15 protein-coding genes are annotated in these 18,484 nt (G+C 50.9%); all 15 read right to left on the bottom strand.

Annotated features, from left to right (window positions below):
* Positions 1-28 precede the first annotated feature (28 nt).
* The gene (locus LX87_RS13755) at positions 29-1,312 is read right to left on the bottom strand and encodes a M16 family metallopeptidase (protein ID WP_111628810.1); all 1,284 of its coding nucleotides are present in this window, start codon (positions 1,310-1,312) and stop codon (positions 29-31) included.
* A gap of 71 nt (positions 1,313-1,383) precedes the next feature.
* Positions 1,384-2,637 carry a type IX secretion system outer membrane channel protein PorV gene (porV, locus tag LX87_RS13760; RefSeq protein ID WP_146624484.1) on the bottom strand — a complete coding sequence of 418 codons (1,254 nt, stop codon included), beginning with the start codon at positions 2,635-2,637 and terminating at the stop codon, positions 1,384-1,386.
* A 114-nt stretch (positions 2,638-2,751) separates the two neighbouring features.
* Positions 2,752-6,174: a type IX secretion system sortase PorU gene (gene porU / locus LX87_RS13765; RefSeq protein WP_111628811.1), complete on the bottom strand. Its 3,423-nt coding sequence runs from the start codon at positions 6,172-6,174 to the stop codon at positions 2,752-2,754.
* Complete coding sequence (locus LX87_RS13770) at positions 6,149-6,751, bottom strand: SprT-like domain-containing protein (RefSeq protein ID WP_111629198.1); 603 nt, start codon at positions 6,749-6,751, stop codon at positions 6,149-6,151. The genes porU and LX87_RS13770 overlap by 26 nt, the downstream gene beginning before the upstream one ends.
* 71 nt (positions 6,752-6,822) lie before the next feature.
* Positions 6,823-7,020: a hypothetical protein gene (locus tag LX87_RS13775; RefSeq protein ID WP_111628812.1), complete on the bottom strand. Its 198-nt coding sequence runs from the start codon at positions 7,018-7,020 to the stop codon at positions 6,823-6,825.
* A gap of 125 nt (positions 7,021-7,145) precedes the next feature.
* A complete protein-coding gene (locus LX87_RS13780) occupies positions 7,146-7,631 on the bottom strand; it encodes a GtrA family protein (RefSeq protein WP_111628813.1) in 486 nt (161 codons plus the stop codon).
* Positions 7,632-7,732: 101 nt separating this feature from the next.
* The gene (locus LX87_RS13785; RefSeq protein ID WP_111628814.1) at positions 7,733-9,124 is read right to left on the bottom strand and encodes an NADH-quinone oxidoreductase subunit N; all 1,392 of its coding nucleotides are present in this window, start codon (positions 9,122-9,124) and stop codon (positions 7,733-7,735) included.
* Between the two features lie 112 nt (positions 9,125-9,236).
* Positions 9,237-10,691, bottom strand: a complete 1,455-nt coding sequence (locus LX87_RS13790) for a complex I subunit 4 family protein (protein ID WP_111628815.1) — start codon at positions 10,689-10,691, stop codon at positions 9,237-9,239.
* Between the two features lie 48 nt (positions 10,692-10,739).
* Positions 10,740-12,653 (bottom strand): NADH-quinone oxidoreductase subunit L, encoded by a 1,914-nt coding sequence (nuoL, locus tag LX87_RS13795; RefSeq protein WP_111628816.1) that lies wholly within the window; start codon positions 12,651-12,653, stop codon positions 10,740-10,742.
* A gap of 98 nt (positions 12,654-12,751) precedes the next feature.
* Positions 12,752-13,099, bottom strand: coding sequence for an NADH-quinone oxidoreductase subunit NuoK (gene nuoK / locus LX87_RS13800; protein WP_111628817.1), 348 nt, complete (start codon positions 13,097-13,099; stop codon positions 12,752-12,754).
* 158 nt (positions 13,100-13,257) lie between these two features.
* Positions 13,258-14,067 carry a 3'-5' exonuclease gene (locus LX87_RS13805; protein WP_111628818.1) on the bottom strand — a complete coding sequence of 270 codons (810 nt, stop codon included), beginning with the start codon at positions 14,065-14,067 and terminating at the stop codon, positions 13,258-13,260.
* Between the two features lie 107 nt (positions 14,068-14,174).
* A complete protein-coding gene (gene glpK / locus LX87_RS13810; RefSeq protein ID WP_111628819.1) occupies positions 14,175-15,674 on the bottom strand; it encodes a glycerol kinase GlpK in 1,500 nt (499 codons plus the stop codon).
* 66 nt (positions 15,675-15,740) lie between these two features.
* Positions 15,741-16,247: a hypothetical protein gene (locus LX87_RS13815; RefSeq protein WP_111628820.1), complete on the bottom strand. Its 507-nt coding sequence runs from the start codon at positions 16,245-16,247 to the stop codon at positions 15,741-15,743.
* 57 nt (positions 16,248-16,304) lie between these two features.
* Positions 16,305-17,144, bottom strand: coding sequence for a rod shape-determining protein MreC (gene mreC / locus LX87_RS13820; protein ID WP_111628821.1), 840 nt, complete (start codon positions 17,142-17,144; stop codon positions 16,305-16,307).
* Between the two features lie 98 nt (positions 17,145-17,242).
* Positions 17,243-18,268, bottom strand: a complete 1,026-nt coding sequence (locus tag LX87_RS13825) for a rod shape-determining protein (protein ID WP_111628822.1) — start codon at positions 18,266-18,268, stop codon at positions 17,243-17,245.
* Between the last annotated feature and the right edge of the window lie 216 nt (positions 18,269-18,484).

An 18,484-nucleotide genomic window follows, 5' to 3' on the forward strand; every position in this document is an offset into this window, starting at 1 on the left:
TCAATTCCCGTAATCCCTATACAAAAGTTTACTTCCCTCCTACCACTACCTCAACCAGCGAACCATCGGGTAAATACCGGTTCGCCATTTCCTGAACCTGCCCAGCCGTAACGGCCTGGATCCGATTAATGTATGTGCTGATGTAATCGGCGGGCAGGCCGTCAAACAAAACCATTTTATACCGGTCGGCAATTTCAAAGGGCGTGTTCAGCGAACCGACATAAGAGCCTGCCATGTAGTTGCGGACGGTTTCCAGCTCGCTTTCCGGAACCGGTTCGTCGCGCAACTGCCGGATTTCCTTCCAGATCTCGTCGAGTGTCTGCTGGGTATTCTCGCGCTTGACATCGGTGCCGATTAACAAAGAGCCTTCTTTCGGAAACATCGACAGATTCGACCAGATACCGTAGGTAAACCCTTTTTCCTCCCGGATATTCTTCATCAGCCGCGAGCCGAAATAACCGCCCAGCACCTCATTCAGTACCAGTACCGGAAAGTAATCGGGGTGTTCGCGGGTAAACAGCAACCGCCCCAGCCGGATGGACGATTGCAGACTGTCTGCCTTCTCGATCAGCGCCGGGGTGAAATCGCTCACCACATTTTTATCTGTTCCGTTAACCGAAAGCACCGGCTCGACTGACTGTTGGCCGAAGTACTGGTTAAGTAAGGCAATTTCCGTCTCGGTCACGTGCCCAGCTGCTACAACCCGGAAAGGACGCTGGCGAATCTGCTGCTGGTAGAAGGTTTCGACCGAATCTCGCTGAATGGTTTCCAGGGTCTCCGGATATTGGTGCTGTCCATACGGGTGTCTTTTGCCAAAAACCTTTTCCCGGATCAGCCGCCCGGCTACAAAGTTATTTTTCTCCAGATTGACCCGCAGATTCTGGATGGCAATGTTCTTCTGGTGGTTCAGTTCTTTTTCCGGAATGACCGAATCCGTCAGCATCTCCTGAATCATGGGAAGAATGGCAGGCAGGTGCTTCGTCAGGCCGTAAACCATCAGACTGGCCCGGTTTGTCCCGCTATGTAGCTCCAGAAAAGCACCGTACCGATCAAAATATTCGCTGATTTGCGCCGATGTATGCGAACGGGTTCCCTCGGCGAGCATCTTCATGGCCAGTGACGATACCCCCGCAATCGGCTCATACCAGGCTCCGGCTTCAAAAATAATTTCCAGCCGGATCACCGGCTGCTGACCAGCGTTGATCCAGTAGACCGGCTGGCCGTTGTCCAGCGTTTGGGTTGCAATAGCGGGGACTTTAACTTCTTCAATCCGTTTGTAATCAGGGGCTTCGGTTCTGTCTATGACTTCCATTGTGCAGGTAAGCGAAAAAAAGAATGGCACTTCCGAAGAAATGCCATCGCCAATTTACTAGTCTTTATTTTTTATCTCAGATCGTCGCTGTCTTCAATATCTTCGGCTGAGCGGGCTTTTTTGTTCACATCAATAATGAGCGAAATCCGGAATGTTTGCGCCAGCGGACTGCCCTGAGTAACCGGAATCATATAGGCGAAGTCAATACCGTATTGCTGTTGCAGACGGATACCAAGACCGGTGGTAAAGAATTTACGATCACCTTTCACGCGGGGTTCGTGATAGTAACCCACCCGGGCCGCAAATTGTTCGTTATACCAGTATTCAATCCCGGTTGCAATGTTGATTTCTTTCAACTCCTCCGAGAAACCGCCGGGAGCATCCGAGAAGGAACCAAAGATCGAACTCAACGTGGGCCGGTTCGGATTTTTACCCTGTGCAATAATCGGCTCACCATTCTGATTGTACTGAACGGCCCCACCAACTGTTTGATAGACCGGCGGAGTCGGTACCATCAGCTTATTCAGATCGAAGGCAAAATTAAAGTGGTTGAATTTATCCGTATACAGCGTCAGAGCCGTTCCTATTTTAAGGTTGGTCGGGATAGGCGTCCGCTCCGTTGTACTCCCGTAATTGACCTTGCCACCGATATTGGAAATAATACCACCAAATGCCCATTTCAGCCCTTTACCGGTAATATCATCCCGAACCTCGTTCTGATAGAAGGCACTGATATCAAAAGCCGCCGTAGAAGCCGGTTTCAGCGACATTCCGTTCACGGAGTAGTTCCCGGCAAGGTTTGAGTTAAGATATTTCAGGTTGACGCCCATCGAGAAGTTCTGAAACAACCGACGCGAATAGGAAGCCGTAAGGGCGTATTCTCTTGAATTGAACGAACCTGCTGGCTGCCCCAGAACAGTGGTAAAATCGATGGTCCCCATATCAAAATACAGGAGCGAAAGACCAATCACGTCGTTCTTGCTCACCTTTTTATACCCTGACAGATACGTAAAAAACATATCATCAACGCCAATACTGCGTAGCCAGGGCGTATAGGATAACGCCACCCCTTGGTCCTTCGGAGCAAAGACCAGCTTTGCCGGGTTCCAGAAAATGGCGTTGGCATCAGCACTCAGTGCCACCCCGGCTTCTCCCAAACCAGCACTACGCGCGTCAGGGGTGAATGTCACGAACGGTACAGCCGTTTGTGGAATCCGGAAAGCCGTTGTATCCTGCCCCAACAGGCCCCCACCAACCTGGGCGTTTGAAAAAAGAGGAAGTGACAGGCAACCGAGTAAACAAATAGACGATAAGGTACGTATCATAAATGAGGTTAATTAACTCCCGAATTGCGCGTTCGTTGGTAATTACCGCAGGAACGGCAAATGTACAATGTTTAAAATTTAATATAAAAGTTAGTCTGGAATATATTTTTATAACTATCTAATGTAGAGCAACTTGCCCACATACGTTGCTATTGAACCGTCCGACTTTGAACGCATTATAAGCCGGTATACGTAGACCCCGCGCTGTACAGCCGCTCCGCTGGCCATGGCTCCGTTCCAGGTTAATCCGGTCAGGGGTGTCTCGCAATCAGAACATTGATAAACGCGCTCGTTCACAATTCGTCCGCTCAAATCCGCAATCATTAGTGTGGTTTCCAACTCGTCGCCCGGACGGTTATGTTCGATCCGGAAGTTGGTTTGTTCCTGAAATGGGTTGGGTGTTACTGCAACCGACCGCATGACCAGGGCCGGTTGTTCGGAAACTATAAATTTCAACGAGCTTTCAGCCGGATTATTGTAAACATCCCACGCTTTTAACCGAACGGTATAGGCGCCGGGTGGCAAATTTTTCCAGACATATCGGACCGTCCCGCGCCGGTAATCATCTGTATCGGTTACGTAGTACTCATTCACAATCACCGGTGTTTCGTCATTCAGCCAAAGCACCAATTCGTGACCTATACCATTACGGGCAATATTGATGCCATTCTCATCACTTAGTCTGACAATTAATGTATTAAGGGGTCCGGAAACCGTTCCACCGTCTGTAAATGTGGTATCATTTATATACAATTTAATAACCGGGGGCCTGGTATCGGCCGTTGCACTAGGACTGCTGCCACCAATCAATATGTTATCGTAGCTCCCGGCGGCTTCTACCAGACTATCCGACGGAACGGCGTAAAGAAACACTTTCCCCTGCCCAAACCGGTAATCGAGATCTTTCGGCAGCACAAACTGGCCCACAAACTTCCCGTTCTGCACCCGAACCTGCCCGGTATACAGCGGACTCCGGTATTCGGTGTAACGCATGGGCGGGCTATACTCCGTTCCATTGGTGGTCAGCGTATCGGCTTTGTCGAAAAGCGTAATTTTTACCTGTCCGTTAAACCGGCTTACCAGCGATCCGCCCTGCTGAATTTCTCCTTCCAGCCGAACGGTTTCCAGCGCCCGGAGGGTATCCGCTTTTGAGCCCGTAACTTTCCCATTGATGCGTGTCAAAACAGCTTGGGCTGGCGGATAAGCCAGTTGCATGGAAGGATCACCCAGGAGCGTAAAATTCCGGTTCAGGCTTCCGCTGAGGCTATTGTTTTTGGTAAGCCGGATCAGATCGCCCAGCCGGGGCGCCCCTTCCGCCGTGTTCCGGGCGAGCGCTTCATAAAAGGCGTTATTCAATAAATAATTCGTGCTGGCGTACACGGGTCGGGCCGTTGTCAGCAGGGCGATCCCACCCCCAAGGGGATTAAGCAACGCCAATTCGGCACCGGATGTCAGTCCCGGATCATCGTAACGCCCAAATTGACAGGTGGCCGTCACGAATACCGGAAGCCGCTGGTTTCTCCAGCTCAGGATATCCTGCAACGTAACAACCTGCTCTTCCGCCCAGCCGGTTTCTCCGCCGTGGCCGGTGTAATTAACGATCAATCGCCCATCGTTCAGGGCTTTTGTAATGGCCTGGTTCACCACCGGAGCCTTTTGGCCACTCGCGCCGGTTTCCTGAACAAAGCTATCCAGATAAAGCTTTTCAGCCCGAAAGGGCGAGTGGCCGGTTGAAATCAGCTGCGCCAGCCGGTCGGCATCCGTTTGGTGAATATTCGGAAAATCACGGTCGCCATCGTCAGCTACGAAGGCAATTTTCGTTTGCCAGTCGCCCGGCAGCTTACCCGTTGTTGCATACCGAATTAGTTTATCCACCACCGTCCGGGCTTCTTCCGCAGACTTGACGGGCAGCCGTCCAACGCCAATATCGAGCGTGTGATCCCCCGAAAAATCTTCGTTCCATTCGCCCTCAGCCGCTTCCAGAAAACCAAAGTAGTCGTCAGAACTATAACTCAACACCGGATGCATCGACTCCCGGCTTTCATACGTGGGCACGGTCTGGGCCAACTGGGCCGGTGTCAGAAGCTTTGTGTAATTTTTGTAATCGAAGGTAGCATCGCCAAAAAGCAGCAGGTATTTCAGCTTACCGGGCGTCCGGCGGTACAGCAGCCGGGCAAAATCCCGGATGGCCGTGGGGTCCGGCTGGCCGGAAGCAAACTCGTTATAGACCTCCTGCGAACTGACCACCCACACGTCCAGCTTATCGTTCGTTCGGCGAAAATCGGCCAGCCGCTCCGCCTGAACCCGCCAGGTTGCCGGGGTGACAATCAACAGATCCGGCGTTTCGCGGCTCTGCAAATCCTGCTTACTGACGGCGGTTACAACATCGGGTGCAGAGGCCTGTTCCGGTGAAAAGAGCAGGTACTCGCGCAGCCGGTTTCCTTCAGCCGCCAGGGTTCCCTCCTGCTTATCAGAAAGTGTAACCATCATAGATACCGGTATTTGCCGGTTGGTAACATCCCACACCTGCATGGCGGCATTGGCCTGCTGAATCCGGTACTGCACGGTCTTCTGTCCAGCCGCCTGGAGCGAGCGGAAAAGAAACGGTTGATCATACCACCGAAGCTCACGCCGGGTCTGAAGGGCCAGATTTTGCAAATAGCCCTGCCCGGATTTATCGTACGCCAGCGCCAGACGGACCGGACTTTCCACCGAAGCGGGTGTTACCGAAAACGTCCGGCGGTTCAAACGGCCTTTGCGGTCGTACGTGTAATCCGTAACGCTTTCAATATCCTGCGTACCGAGGGCTTGGGTGCCCCATTTCAACTGAAACTGCGTATTGATCAGGGCGCGCCCGGCCACTTCGGAGGTAATCAGAGCCGTTGAATTAGGAACAATCCCGGGCAGGTTGAAGGAAACCGTCTTTTCCGTTCCAATGCCGAGGTATTCCAGCCACTCCCGCCCTGACCGAACGAGGTTGGTCATTTCGCCCGCGGGTTTGTAGAATGTATAATCGTCAAATTCGGTAATCACCGCACCGGAGGGCGGAACTGTTGGCTGCGTAGCGATTCGTTTACCGGTTTTCTGTCCGAAAGTGACAAAATAGTACGTGGTGTCGGTGTAAGGATTGATCTGGTGCGTGAAACGTCGGGCCGTTGAGTCGTAGTAAATCGGATGCGGGCTTTCGGCGAAAAAATAAACGGCATCCCCGGCATCGAAACGGCCATCGGTTTCGCCGGTCACCCAGACGGCGTTTTCCAGCAGACCGTGCGGACGGCTTTTGTCGTTGGCCTGCGGCAAGGCAGCACCGCCGTTGCCAAATAACTGGATGGTACGCGGATCGAGCGCGGAAAGGCCAATACCCGCCCCGGCAAAAAAAGCCGCATCCAGCTTATAAACACCGGTTTTTGTAATCCCAATTTTCAGCCACGGGCCTTCGGCCAATACCGACTGTTGCGCCCAGCCTTTCAGCCCGCATCCGATCAGGAATAGCCAAACCGCTAACTCGTAGTTATTCCGCTTTTTCCACCCAAACATGCGCCCAAATTGACACTTTCAGACCCGTCACTTTCTCTGTACAAACGACGCGAGTTCGTCGTTTCATACCCCGGATGTATTCTTTCTGTAAAAAACGAAACGTTTCTCCCTCCGGCATCTCAATCAGCAATTGCTTCCCGGTGGGTTGCACATCAAATTGCCGCAACGCCCGGGTTAGTCCCGAATGCGCTCCGGTCGAAGCCGCCGGACTGCGCAGATAGTCTTTCAATGGCGTCAGGACGGCCGCCGGAAAAACCGCTTCGTGCAGGACGGGTTGCATCACATCGCGGAAGGCTTTTTGCCAGGCCGGACCGTGGGGTTGGCTCACACGCCGGTAACGCTGATACACCAGCAGGTGAGCTACTTCGTGCAGGTAGGTAATCAGAAAGGCGTACGGATTTAAATCGTTGTTAACGGTAATTGTAACTCCTTTTCCCGGCTCCGCCCGAAAATCGCCCAGCTTCGTCTTTCGGGGGCGCGAGACGAGAAACAGAAAAGAATGGTTTTTCCACAAGTCATGGCAATACGTAACGGCATTGCCCGGCAGGTATTTTTCAAAGATCAATCGTTCTTGCATTCGCACGGCAAACAAAAAAGCCCTATCCTAAAGATAGGGCTTTTTTATCAATTCGTTTTCAGACCGGCTGATTACTTCGTCGTATCAGCAGCAGCGCTGTCGGCCGGAGCAGCGGTTGCGCTGTCAGTAGCCATTGTGCTGCTGTCGGTTGACATTGTTGCCGTAGAGTCAGCAGCCGTTGAAGTTGTTTCTTCAGTTTTCGGTTTGCTTTGGCAGGCAGCAAAGGTAAGCATGCTACCTACAAATAGAAGAGCTAGTACTTTTTTCATTTCGTCGCGGGGCGTTTAAGGTTTGAGCCTCAAATTTAACACAAAATCAAAAAATACAATAACGTCCTAGCTCTCAACCGAAAAAATATAGAAAAGCCCTTTAATTATCACATTCACACTGGTATTTATTCCATGTGTCGATGGGAACGCGCTTTGAACTTATCGTACATCCCGGTACTGCGAAACGTCAGTAATTTATGTCCGAAATAATTTGCCAGAAAGCTGAATCCCATACCCACAACGTGCGAAATCTTTTCGCGCCAAAACAACGATAAATTGGAGAAATAGGGATTTGCCACCCACTTCAGTGTCGCGACGGCCATGCCCACCTGCACGCCCCAGGCTACCAGAGCAATGACCAGAAACTTGATCATTTCGCGGCCCATATTGCCGGTCCCTTTGGCAGAAAAAGCGTAATTTTTGGTGGGGAGAAAACTAACAACCGTTGCTGTCAGATAGCCTAACAGTACGCTGGTATCAAAATTGAAATATTCGCGGTAAATAATCTGAGACACAAAGTTGACCGTTGCTCCTAAAAGCGCCGTTAGAAAGAACGTAAAAAAACTTTTTACCTCCTTTGTTTTACGTCCACGTTCTTTCACACTGATCACTTGGTGCCGGGATTTTTGTTTGTCTGAATATTCAAAGGTAAAGAACTACGCTCTTGGATCTTTGTTTACCAGACGTTTTCGAGTAAATGGCTCCGCTGAACTCATAATAAATCCTGGAATAGTCCTGGAATAAGACCTAAAACGATGGTGATAACGGTAGCCGCAATCAGAACAAACCGGTAAAAGGGTGCCACCTGAATACGGGTTGAGGTCCCTTCCCGGAAGTACATCGCAATGACAACCCGGAAGTAGTAATAGATCCCGACCGCCGACATCAGTACTGCCAGCACCAGAATCCAGACCATTCCTTTATCAATAGCGGCCGAGAACACCATGAATTTACCCCAGAAGCCCGCCGTAAGCGGAATACCAGCCAGCGATAACATTGAGACGGCCAGAACGAACGCAAGTAACGGATTTTGCCGAGATAATCCGTTAAAAGCCGTATACGTATCGTCGGGCCGTCCGTCAACCGTGCGCTGTTTGGCCACGATGAGCAGAATACCGAATGCGGCAATGGTGGATATCGAATAAGCCAGCGAATAAAAGACCAGCGCCGGTTTGGATTGCTGGCCCAAGGCCACCAGACCAATCAGCAGATAGCCCGCGTGAGATATACTCGAATAGGCCATCATACGCTTAAAACTGTTCTGGTAAGCCGCCGTCAGGTTTCCGATCAGCAGCGTCAGCGCCGTAATAGCCGCCAGAATGACCCACCAGAAACCGTAGATAGACTCGAATGTAAACGAGAGCAATTGCAGCAAAGCCGCAAAACCAGCCGTTTTTACCACCGTTGACATGAAAGCCGTAAACAAGGTGGGGGCCCCTTCGTATACGTCGGGCGTCCAGAAGTGGAAAGGAGCCGCCGATACTTTAAACAGCATACCGATCAGTACCATCAGAACACCCATATACAGCAGCAGCGACGGACGTCCCTGCGCCAGCATAACATAGGCTTTAATGTCGGTTAATGTAAATGAACCAGCCGCACCGTACAGCAACGCCATCCCAAACAGCAGGATCCCCGTTGCGAATGACCCCATCAGAAGGTACTTCAAAGCCGCTTCGTTCGACCGTAAGTTCCGCTTGTCGCTGCCCGTCAGGATGTACATGGATACCGACAGAATCTCGACGCCAACAAAGAGCATGATCAGGTTTTCGAATGCAATCATCATGATGGCACCCACAATCGAAAAAAGCAGGATGGCGTAATATTCCGCTGGCTGCGCTGCCTCATCTTCCAGAAAATCGCCGGAGAGCGATACCACCATAAACGCCGATACCAGAACGATGCTTGTAAACAAAATGGCCAGATTACTCATCAGCAGCATATCTCCAAAATAGAGATACGATTTGTTCCACTCCGTGAATACGGCCCCCAGCGCGATCAGCAGAGCCAGCAAGGTAGCCGGTAATAGAACCGCCCGGGATTTAAGGAAGCCCAGGTACAACAGCACGATTCCAAATACAGACAGGAGTATAATCGAAAGCATATTTTAGATCGTTTGAGCTATAAGGTTTACGGTTTAACGGGTAACGTCTGAAATCAAAACGGGAACAGTCCTGAACGGTACACCACTCCGGCAAGCCGGCGTAAACTTGACACTATTTTATAAACTGTAATAAATTAGTAACGGCGGGTTCGGTCAGCTTCAAAAAGGAGTTGGGTGCCAGACCAATCCAGAAAACCATAATGCAAAGCGGAATAAACACCCAGCTTTCGCTCCCGGATACGTCGCTGAAACCGGTTGTCAACTTGCTGGTTTGCCCGAACATGGCTTTCTGAAACATCCGCAGCATATACACCGCGCCGAAAATGATGGTTAGACCCGCGATGGCACCGAGAATCGTGTGTCGTTCGAACACGCCCGCCAGCAGCAGAAACTCCCCGACAAACCCGTTGGTTAGTGGCAAGGCTACGCTCCCCAGCAACAGAATCATGAAATAAACCGTCAGTTTTGGGGTTGTGCGGGTAATACCGCCTAACTGATCCAGAAAACGGCTATTTGTACGCGATGCGATGATGTCGGCAACGAAAAACATTCCGACAACATTAATACCGTGGGCCAGCATCTGTACCAATGCGCCCTGAATACCGTATGTCGTTTGAGAGAACACTCCAGCCGCCATCAGACCCACGTGGGAAAACGATGAGTAAGCAATCAGGCGCTTGATATCGCGCTGACGGATGGCAATAATGGCCCCATACACAATACCGATCACAGAAAGAACAATGGCCGTGGTTCCCCACAGGGCGACTCCTTCCGGAACAATGGGCAACAACAGGCGAATAACACCGTAAACACCCATTTTTAGCATGATTCCCGCCAGCAACATGGTCGCCGGAGTTGGCGACTCCACGTAAGTGTCGGGCTGCCAGGTATGGAACGGGAATACCGGCATTTTAATGGCAAAGGCAACAAAAAACGCCCAGAAAATCCAGGTTTGTTCGGTTGCGCTCAGTTTCAGGTTATACAGATCGGTGATGGCCGAGGAGTGAAGCCCCGTTGCGGACGAGGTCTGGAAATACAGATAAACCAGCGCCACCAGCATGAAAAGGCTCCCGAAAACGGTATACAGGAAGAACTTGAACGTAACCCGAATGCGGTTTTCGCCCCCCCACGAAGCGGCCAGAAAGTAAATGGGAATCAGGGCGGCTTCGAAAAAGAAGTAAAACAGGAAACCGTCGCGCGCCGTGAAAACGCCCATCAGCGCAGCCTGCATGAAAAGAATGAGGGAATAAAAAGCCGACGGCCGCTCATAATTATGCTGAAAACCCGACAGAATGATCAGCGGTGTCAGCAGGCCCGTCAGCACAACCAGCAGCAGACTGACCCCATCAATTCCGGCGCTGAAGCGGATGCTGCCCGCTGCCAGCCACGGATAATCGAAACCGAATTGGGAAGTGGCATCCGGAACAAAGGAAAAAAAGGCATAAGCCGATAGGCCCAGTTCGACCAGCGCACCGACGAAAGCGATTTGTTTAGCCTGTTTGCCTCCCACCGTCAGGACCAGCAAAGCCGCCAGAATTGGGAAGAGCAGAAGAGAAAGTGTAAGCATCGACAAACTTATAATGAGTGATTGTTAACCAACCCGCCTATTAACTAACTAAAACCGTATAAAAAACCGAAACCACAGGATGACGGCAATACTTACCGCCATTGCGAACACATAGAAACCAATCGAACCGGTTTGCAATTTCCGCAACTGTCCGGAGGTTTCTTTGACCACCCAGGCCGTAAGCGCGACAACGCCATCGATTATGAATTCGCCGAAACTATACAGCGCATCGGATAAACCCCGAATCGGCTTCACAATAACCGCATCGTAGAGTTCATCAATGTAGTACTTGTTGTACAGCACTTTTTGCAGGACCGGGCGCTCCACGGTATCCGCTTCGGGCAGATTAACACGTTGGATGTACATTACGTAAGCCACGATCAGAGCCAGAATAGCGACACCCGATGAAATGCCCATCAGCATGTATTCTTCACTATGAGTCAGCAGCGTTTCACCGAAGGAATGCGGGCTTACTTTACGCGACAGGTCAAAAATCGGGTTCAGGAACTGAGCCAGTTTAGCACTGCCGCCCAAGGCTTCCGGAATATTAAAGAAACCGCCGATAACCGACAATACCGCCAGTACCAGCAACGGTACGGTCATGGTAGCGGGCGATTCGTGCAGGTGTTCGCGGGTATGTTCTGAGCCACGGAACCGTCCGAAGAACGTCAGGAACAGCAGGCGAAACATATAGAAGGATGTCATGGCCGAGCCAATGACGCCCAGCACCCAGAGGATTTTGTTATGCTCGTAAACGTGCATTAAAATCTCGTCTTTCGAGAAGAAGCCCGCAAACGGCGGAATACCGGAAATGGCAATCGTGGCAATCAGAAAGGTCCAGTACGTAACGGGCAGGTATTTGCGCAGCCCGCCCATTTTCCGGATATCCTGCTCGTCGGACATGGCGTGGATGACGCTACCGGCCCCCAGGAACAGCAGGGCTTTGAAGAACGCGTGGGTCATGACGTGGAACATACCTGAGGTATATCCCATTACGCTTAAACCCAGGAACATATAACCCAACTGACTTACGGTTGAATAAGCCAGCACTTTCTTGATATCGTTTTGCACCAGACCGATTGAGGCCGCCAGCAAGGCCGTCGCAATGGCGATTCCGCCCATGATTTCCAGCGTAATCGGCGACAGGGTATAAAGCACGTTGGACCGAACCACCATATAGATTCCGGCCGTCACCATCGTTGCTGCGTGAATCAGGGCCGAAACCGGGGTTGGACCGGCCATTGCATCAGGAAGCCAGGTGTAAAGCGGAATCTGCGCCGATTTACCCATCGCTCCGACGAACAGCAGCATCGTAATGGCTACCACCGTGGGGTCGCTGATCGGGAAGCCCGCAGCCTGCTCGAACACCTCCCGGTATTCGACAGAGCCAAACGCACCCATAATCATGAAAATACCGAGCAGAAAACCCAGGTCACCGATGCGGTTCATGACGAACGCTTTTCGGGCCGCGTTGTTGTAGCTGGTGTTGGTATTCCAGAAACCGATCAGCAGGTACGAACAAAGCCCCACGCCTTCCCAGCCAATGAACATGATGACGTAGTTGGAGCCCATCACCAGCAGGAGCATGAAGAACAGGAACAGGTTCAGGAACGCCATGAACTTGCCGTATCCCTCGTCGTGGTGCATGTACCCGATGGAATAAATGTGGATCAGCGAGCCGACCCCCGTTACAATCAGCAGCATAATCAGCGAGAGCTGATCGATCTGGAAGGCAAACGGGATGTTGAGGTGGCCGATGGTGATCCAGTCAAATAAAACCGTATGGATGGGGTCCGTAAAACTGGTGAAGAGGAGAAGCACGCAGGCAAAAGCGGCCAGGGGGCCTGCACTAGCAATGATTCCGACCAGTCCGTTGGGCACTTTCCGAAATCCAACTCCATTAATAATGAATCCGATTAAGGGCAACAGCGGAATCAAGAGTATCAGTAAATCCGTCTGCATATTTGAGCTATAGCGATTGTTTAAATGATGGGTGATGAGGTATAAATGATGAGTTATGAATCAAATGCGTCAGGCTATTCATACCTCATCATTATAACTTACCACTTCAGTTTATTGAGCAATCCGATGTCAATCGAACGGGTATTGCGGTAAATCATCACAATAATGGCCAGTCCGACGGCAACTTCCGCAGCGGCCACTGCCATGATGAAAAAGACAAACACCTGACCGGTTGGATCGGCCCGGTACGATGAAAAAGCAATGAGTAACAGGTTCACGGCATTGAGCATCAGCTCAATCGACATAAAAATAATAATGGCATTGCGCCGGGTCAGGACGCCAATGATGCCGATTACGAACAGGGCCGTGCTGATAATGAGGTAATATTTCAAGTCGATCAGTTGAATGACTTCGGGAACTTGAAGCGGCACTTGGGTTGGCTGCATACTCTCTGAGGTTCGATTACTATTCGTTACGGTCTGATCGGGACATCTGCCCCTCTGCCGAAAAAAGACCCGACAAAGTTAAGTATTATTCCCGCTTACTCAAACGGTTTGGAAATTTGGAGTTCGTACAGGTAATCGGGTACGATTCTCCGGTTCTTTCACCGTTTGTTGAACATCCGGAGTTTGATCTCCGTCAGCTTCCGTTTGGTATCGAGCGGAAAATCACTCTTCAGAATCCAGTCGTAAAACGACGGTTCTTTTTGCAGCACATCGACCACCAGTGCGCCTTTGTGCTTTCCGAAATTGACCACTTCTTTACCGTCCTTGTTGTACACCATGTGCCCCCGCAGATCGACGTTATTGTTCATCATCAGCTTGTTAAGCACATCAATATCGTTGCCGATGATGATTTCGTTGCCTTTTTCGTCGGTAGCGATGGCCCCATCATAGCGAACCAGCATCGACTCCAGCACTTCAAACGTCGCTAATGTATCGGCTTCGGCGCTGTGGGCATTGATGAGCTCTTTGCCGCAATAAAACTTATAGGCGGCTTTCAGCGTACGCGGTTCCATCATGTGAAAAATCCGCTGTACATCAATCAGCCGCCGGTTTTTGAGATCAAAATCGACGTTAGCCCGCAAAAACTCTTCCACCAGCAGCGGAATATCGAACCGGTTGCAGTTGTAACCGGCCAGATCACAGCCGTCTAAAAACTGCGCCAGGTTCCGGGCTACGGTTTTAAAAGTGGGTTGCTCCTTGATATCCTCATCGTAAATACCGTGAATCAGGCTGGTTTCGATCGGAATCGGAACCGTGGGATTGATCCGCTGGGTTTTCACGACCACGTCACCGTTAGGCAACGCCTTGGCAATACTGATTTCAACGATTCGATCTTTCATGGGATCGACACCCGTCGTTTCCAGATCAAAGAAAGCCAGCGGTTTTTTAAGAAAAAGAGAATGCGTCATAGCCGGGTTACGTACAGTCGTACGTGGGTAAGGCTACAAAAATACAAGGAGTATGCTCTCTGTCTGCTTATGGGAAGTGAATTAATTCACTTCCCGGCAGAATACGATTAGTTTTCCCATCCAAATGATCGTTCAACGGCTTTTTGCCAACCCCGGTATAACCGCTGTTGGTCGGCTTCGGCCATTTTTGGCTCAAACGTCCGGTCGATTCCCCAGTTCTGGCGTAAGTCATCAAAATTACTCCAGTAACCGACCGCCAGACCAGCCGCATAAGCCGCTCCCAACGCCGTGGTTTCCGTCATTTTTGGCCGGATAACCGGCACCCCCAGCATATCCGCCTGAAACTGCATAAGTAATTCATTAACCGTCATTCCGCCATCAACCCGCAATGAACTAAGCTGAATACCAGCATCTTTCTCCATTGCCTGTACCACATCCAGCGTCTGGTAAGCCGTTGCTTCCAGCACCGCCCGGGCCAAATGCCCCTTGTTAACAAACCGTGTCAGACCGGCAATCACCCCGCGCGCATCCGCCTTCCAGTAGGGCGCGTACAGACCCGAAAAAGCCGGGACAAAATAGGCTCCACCGTTGTCGGACACAGTCCGGGCCAGCACATCCACTTCGGCGCTGCTTGAAATCAAACCCAGGTTGTCGCGCAGCCACTGCACCAGCGCACCGGTAATAGCCACGCTGCCTTCCAGTGCATACTGAACGGGTTGGTTGCCAAACCGGTAAGCCACGGTTGTCAGCAAACCATAGGTCGAATGGCGCAGTTCAGAGCCGGTATTCATGAGCAGGAAGCAGCCGGTTCCGTAGGTATTCTTGGCCTGCCCCGGTTCAAAGCACGTTTGCCCCACCAGAGCCGCCTGCTGATCGCCCAGGATTCCGGCAATGGGAACACCCGGTAAAACTTCGGAAATAACGTTGCCATACACTTCGCTGCTCGACCGGATTTGAGGCAGCATGGCCCGCGGAATATCGAAAGCCTGTAACAATTCGTCGTCCCAGTCGAGCGTTTGCAGATTCATCAATTGCGTACGGCTGGCGTTGGTTACGTCGGTAATGTGCAATCCGTTGTACGTACCGCCCGTCAGTTGCCAGATCAGGTACGTATCCATGTTGCCAAACAAGGCCATTCCCCGTTCGGCATCTTCCCGCACCTCCGGAACGTTATCCAGAATCCACTTAATTTTCAGGCTACTGAAATAGGTTGCCATCGGCAGCCCCGTTGCGGCCCGGAAGCGATCCTGTCCGTGTTCGCTGGCATACTTCGCGACCAGATCGCCGGTTCGGGTGTCCTGCCAGACCAGAGCGTTGTAATACGGTTTGCCGGTTTTGCGGTTCCAGACCACGGTGGTTTCGCGCTGGTTGGTGATGCCGACAGCCGCAATGTCGCTGGCCTGAAGTTGTGCCTTGATGCGGGCCAGGGCAATGACCTCCTGCGTATTACGCCAGATTTCTTCCGGATCATGCTCCACCCAGCCGGGTTGTGGATAGATTTGGGAGTGTTCTTTTTGTCCAATAGAAACAATGGTTCCCTGACGGTCAAAGACGATACAACGGGTACTGGTGGTGCCTTGGTCAATAGCAGCGATGTAGGAGGGCATAGGAATTAAAAGATGAATTCCCTGCAAATGTCAAAATTTTCTCAATAAAAGGCTGAGGTCGCCCGACTAATTCCGCGAAAAATACTGAACCAGAACAATCGTAAAGGAGGTAAACAAGGTACTGGCGAGGATTTTAACCATAGCCGGGAGAACAAGAAGAATGTTGTTGGCTTCGATCAGGAAGAGCGCAAAGTGATGGATAAAGGTGAGACTCATCACGTAATACAGAAAATCACGCACCCCCATTTCGCGAATGGAAAAAACGAATCGGCTCTCAAAGCCGTGCTGAGCCTCCTGAAGCCGGATGACCAACGGCCGGATGTAAGCCATCAGCACCGTCGCGGCTGCGTGCATGCCCAGCGTATTGTAAAATGTATCGACGATAATGCCTACCCCAAAAGCCGTCAGCAGCGTAGCCGACAAGCTCATTTCCGTGGGCAGCAGCAGAATACAGGCCACATAGATAAAGCAAAAGCCAACATCGAACAGCACCATATTCCGGACCAGCAGAATCTGCAAAGACAGGTACAGCAAAAATAGAAACGTAACATTCAGTATTTCGCGTAGCGTCATTGGTGTGGACTTTGGGCGTTTCGGGCAGTGACGGTGGTTTGCCGGTTTCTTTAACGGTTATTTTTTTTCAGGTTCGGTGGTCTGTTCGAGCTTTTCCTGTTCGCCCTGTAATTTATTCTCGACTATGTAAACAAAAGACAGGTTGTTAAAATCCGTTCCGATGGACAGGGTAACGTCATGAAACGTTTGAGACGGTGTTTCGCGAACGCCGATGACGCGGCCCACCAGAATACCCGAAGGAAACGTCGAGTTGTATTCCGATGTAACAACCGAATCGCCCCGGTACATTTTTGTGTTCCGCGAAATGTCCAGCATTTTCATCCGGGAGGGATTGATACCGTCCCACTTGGCCGACCCGATCACCCCCGCTTTCACGAGTTTCGAAGAAATCATGTAATTGGAATGCAGGATGGACGTAACGATGCAAAGGTGCTCGGAACAGCTTTTGACCTTACCCACCACGCCCGTCGGCGAAATCACACCCATACCGGGCCGAATCCCGTCGGCCGTTCCCTTGTCCAGCGTAATGTAATTATTGGGGTGCTGCGTCGTGTTGTTAATTACCCGCGCGACGGTGTACTTAAACCGGGTTGCAAAGATGGAGTCGGTTTTGTAGCTCGTCGGCGCACTCGGTTTCAACTGCTGAAGCTGGGTAACGAGCGCATTGAGCCGCCGGTTTTCTTCGGCCAGGTCGTTGTTTACCTGGCGTAACTGGGCGTATTGCTTCGCCTTGTTCGACCAGTCCAGCACCTTCGCCACGTAATAATTCGACGTGTTGAAATACCGTATACTCCAGTAGTTGTTATTATTGATGATGAAATAAAAGCTCAGCACCTCCAGCAGAACAAACAAGATAATGTTCCGGCTTTTGATGATGAACTGGACTAACTCAAACATAGAGGAGTTAAAAGTTAAAAGTTAAAAATTAAAAGTCAGCTGCCGCTACGACTCCTAATTTTCAACTTTTAACCGCACGGGCGGCCCCGTTTTAATTTTTAACTGATTAAGACAGATTTGTACATATCGAGGTTTTTGATCACCTCGCCGGTGCCTTTCACGACGGCTTTCAGCGGATCGTCGGCGACGTGGATAGGCAGTTTGGTTTTAGCGCCAATCCGTTTGTCCAGACCGTGCAGCAATGCTCCCCCACCCGTCAGGTGAATACCGTTCGTATAAATATCAGCCGACAGCTCCGGGGGTGAAATTTCCAGTGCTTTCATGACGGCTTCTTCAATTTTCGAAATAGACTTATCCAGTGCGTAGGCAATTTCGCTGTACGTAACCTTGATCTCTTTCGGAATACCGGTCATCAGGTCGCGGCCCCGAATTTCGTAGTCGGCCGGGGGCGCGTCCAGTTCCGGCAGGGCCGACCCCACTTCCATTTTAATCTGTTCCGCCGACCGCTCACCGATCAGCAGGTTGTGCTCCCGGCGCATATAATCGACAATGTCGCGCGTAAACACGTCACCGGCAATCCGGATCGACTGTTCACAGACAATACCCGACAGAGCAATGACGGCAATTTCCGTGGTTCCGCCACCGATGTCAACGATCATCGTTCCGTTCGGTTGCGTAATGTCAATACCGATTCCGATGGCCGCAGCAATCGGTTCGTGTACCATGTATACTTCCTTGGCTCCGGCGTGTTCGGCTGAATCCTTAACGGCCCGTTTTTCTACCTCCGTAATGCCCGACGGAATACAGATGACCATCCGGTGAGAAGGCGAAAACAGACGGCTGCCCGTATCGATCATCTTAATCAATCCGCGAATCATCAACTCAGCCGCCGTAAAGTCGGCAATAACACCGTCTTTCAACGGGCGGATCGTTTTGATGTTTTCGTTCGTCTTTTCATGCATCTGCATTGCCTTGTGACCAATTGCCAGGACCCGGCCGTTGACCTTGTCCATTGCAATGATCGAAGGCTCATCCACCACAATCCGATCCTTGTGAATAATTAGCGTATTCGCTGTACCGAGGTCAATTGCAATATCGCTGGAGAGAAAGTTAAATAGTGCCATTCGTTAATTTTGTGCAAGCACGGGGTAGCATCTGGTTTTTCGAGGTGCAAAAATATAGATAATTTGAGATAACTTCCGAGCAGTAAATACCTTTTTGTTACTTTTTATAGATGACTTTTTGTTCATGTCTTAGCTGGAAAGATCACGGGTAGGCCAAAACGACCACCGGTTTTCCGGAAGTTGGTTACACGGTATTGCATTCAGGCTACATTCGTT

This window comes from Larkinella arboricola, assembly GCF_003259745.1.
GTDB classification, from domain to species: domain Bacteria; phylum Bacteroidota; class Bacteroidia; order Cytophagales; family Spirosomataceae; genus Larkinella; species Larkinella arboricola.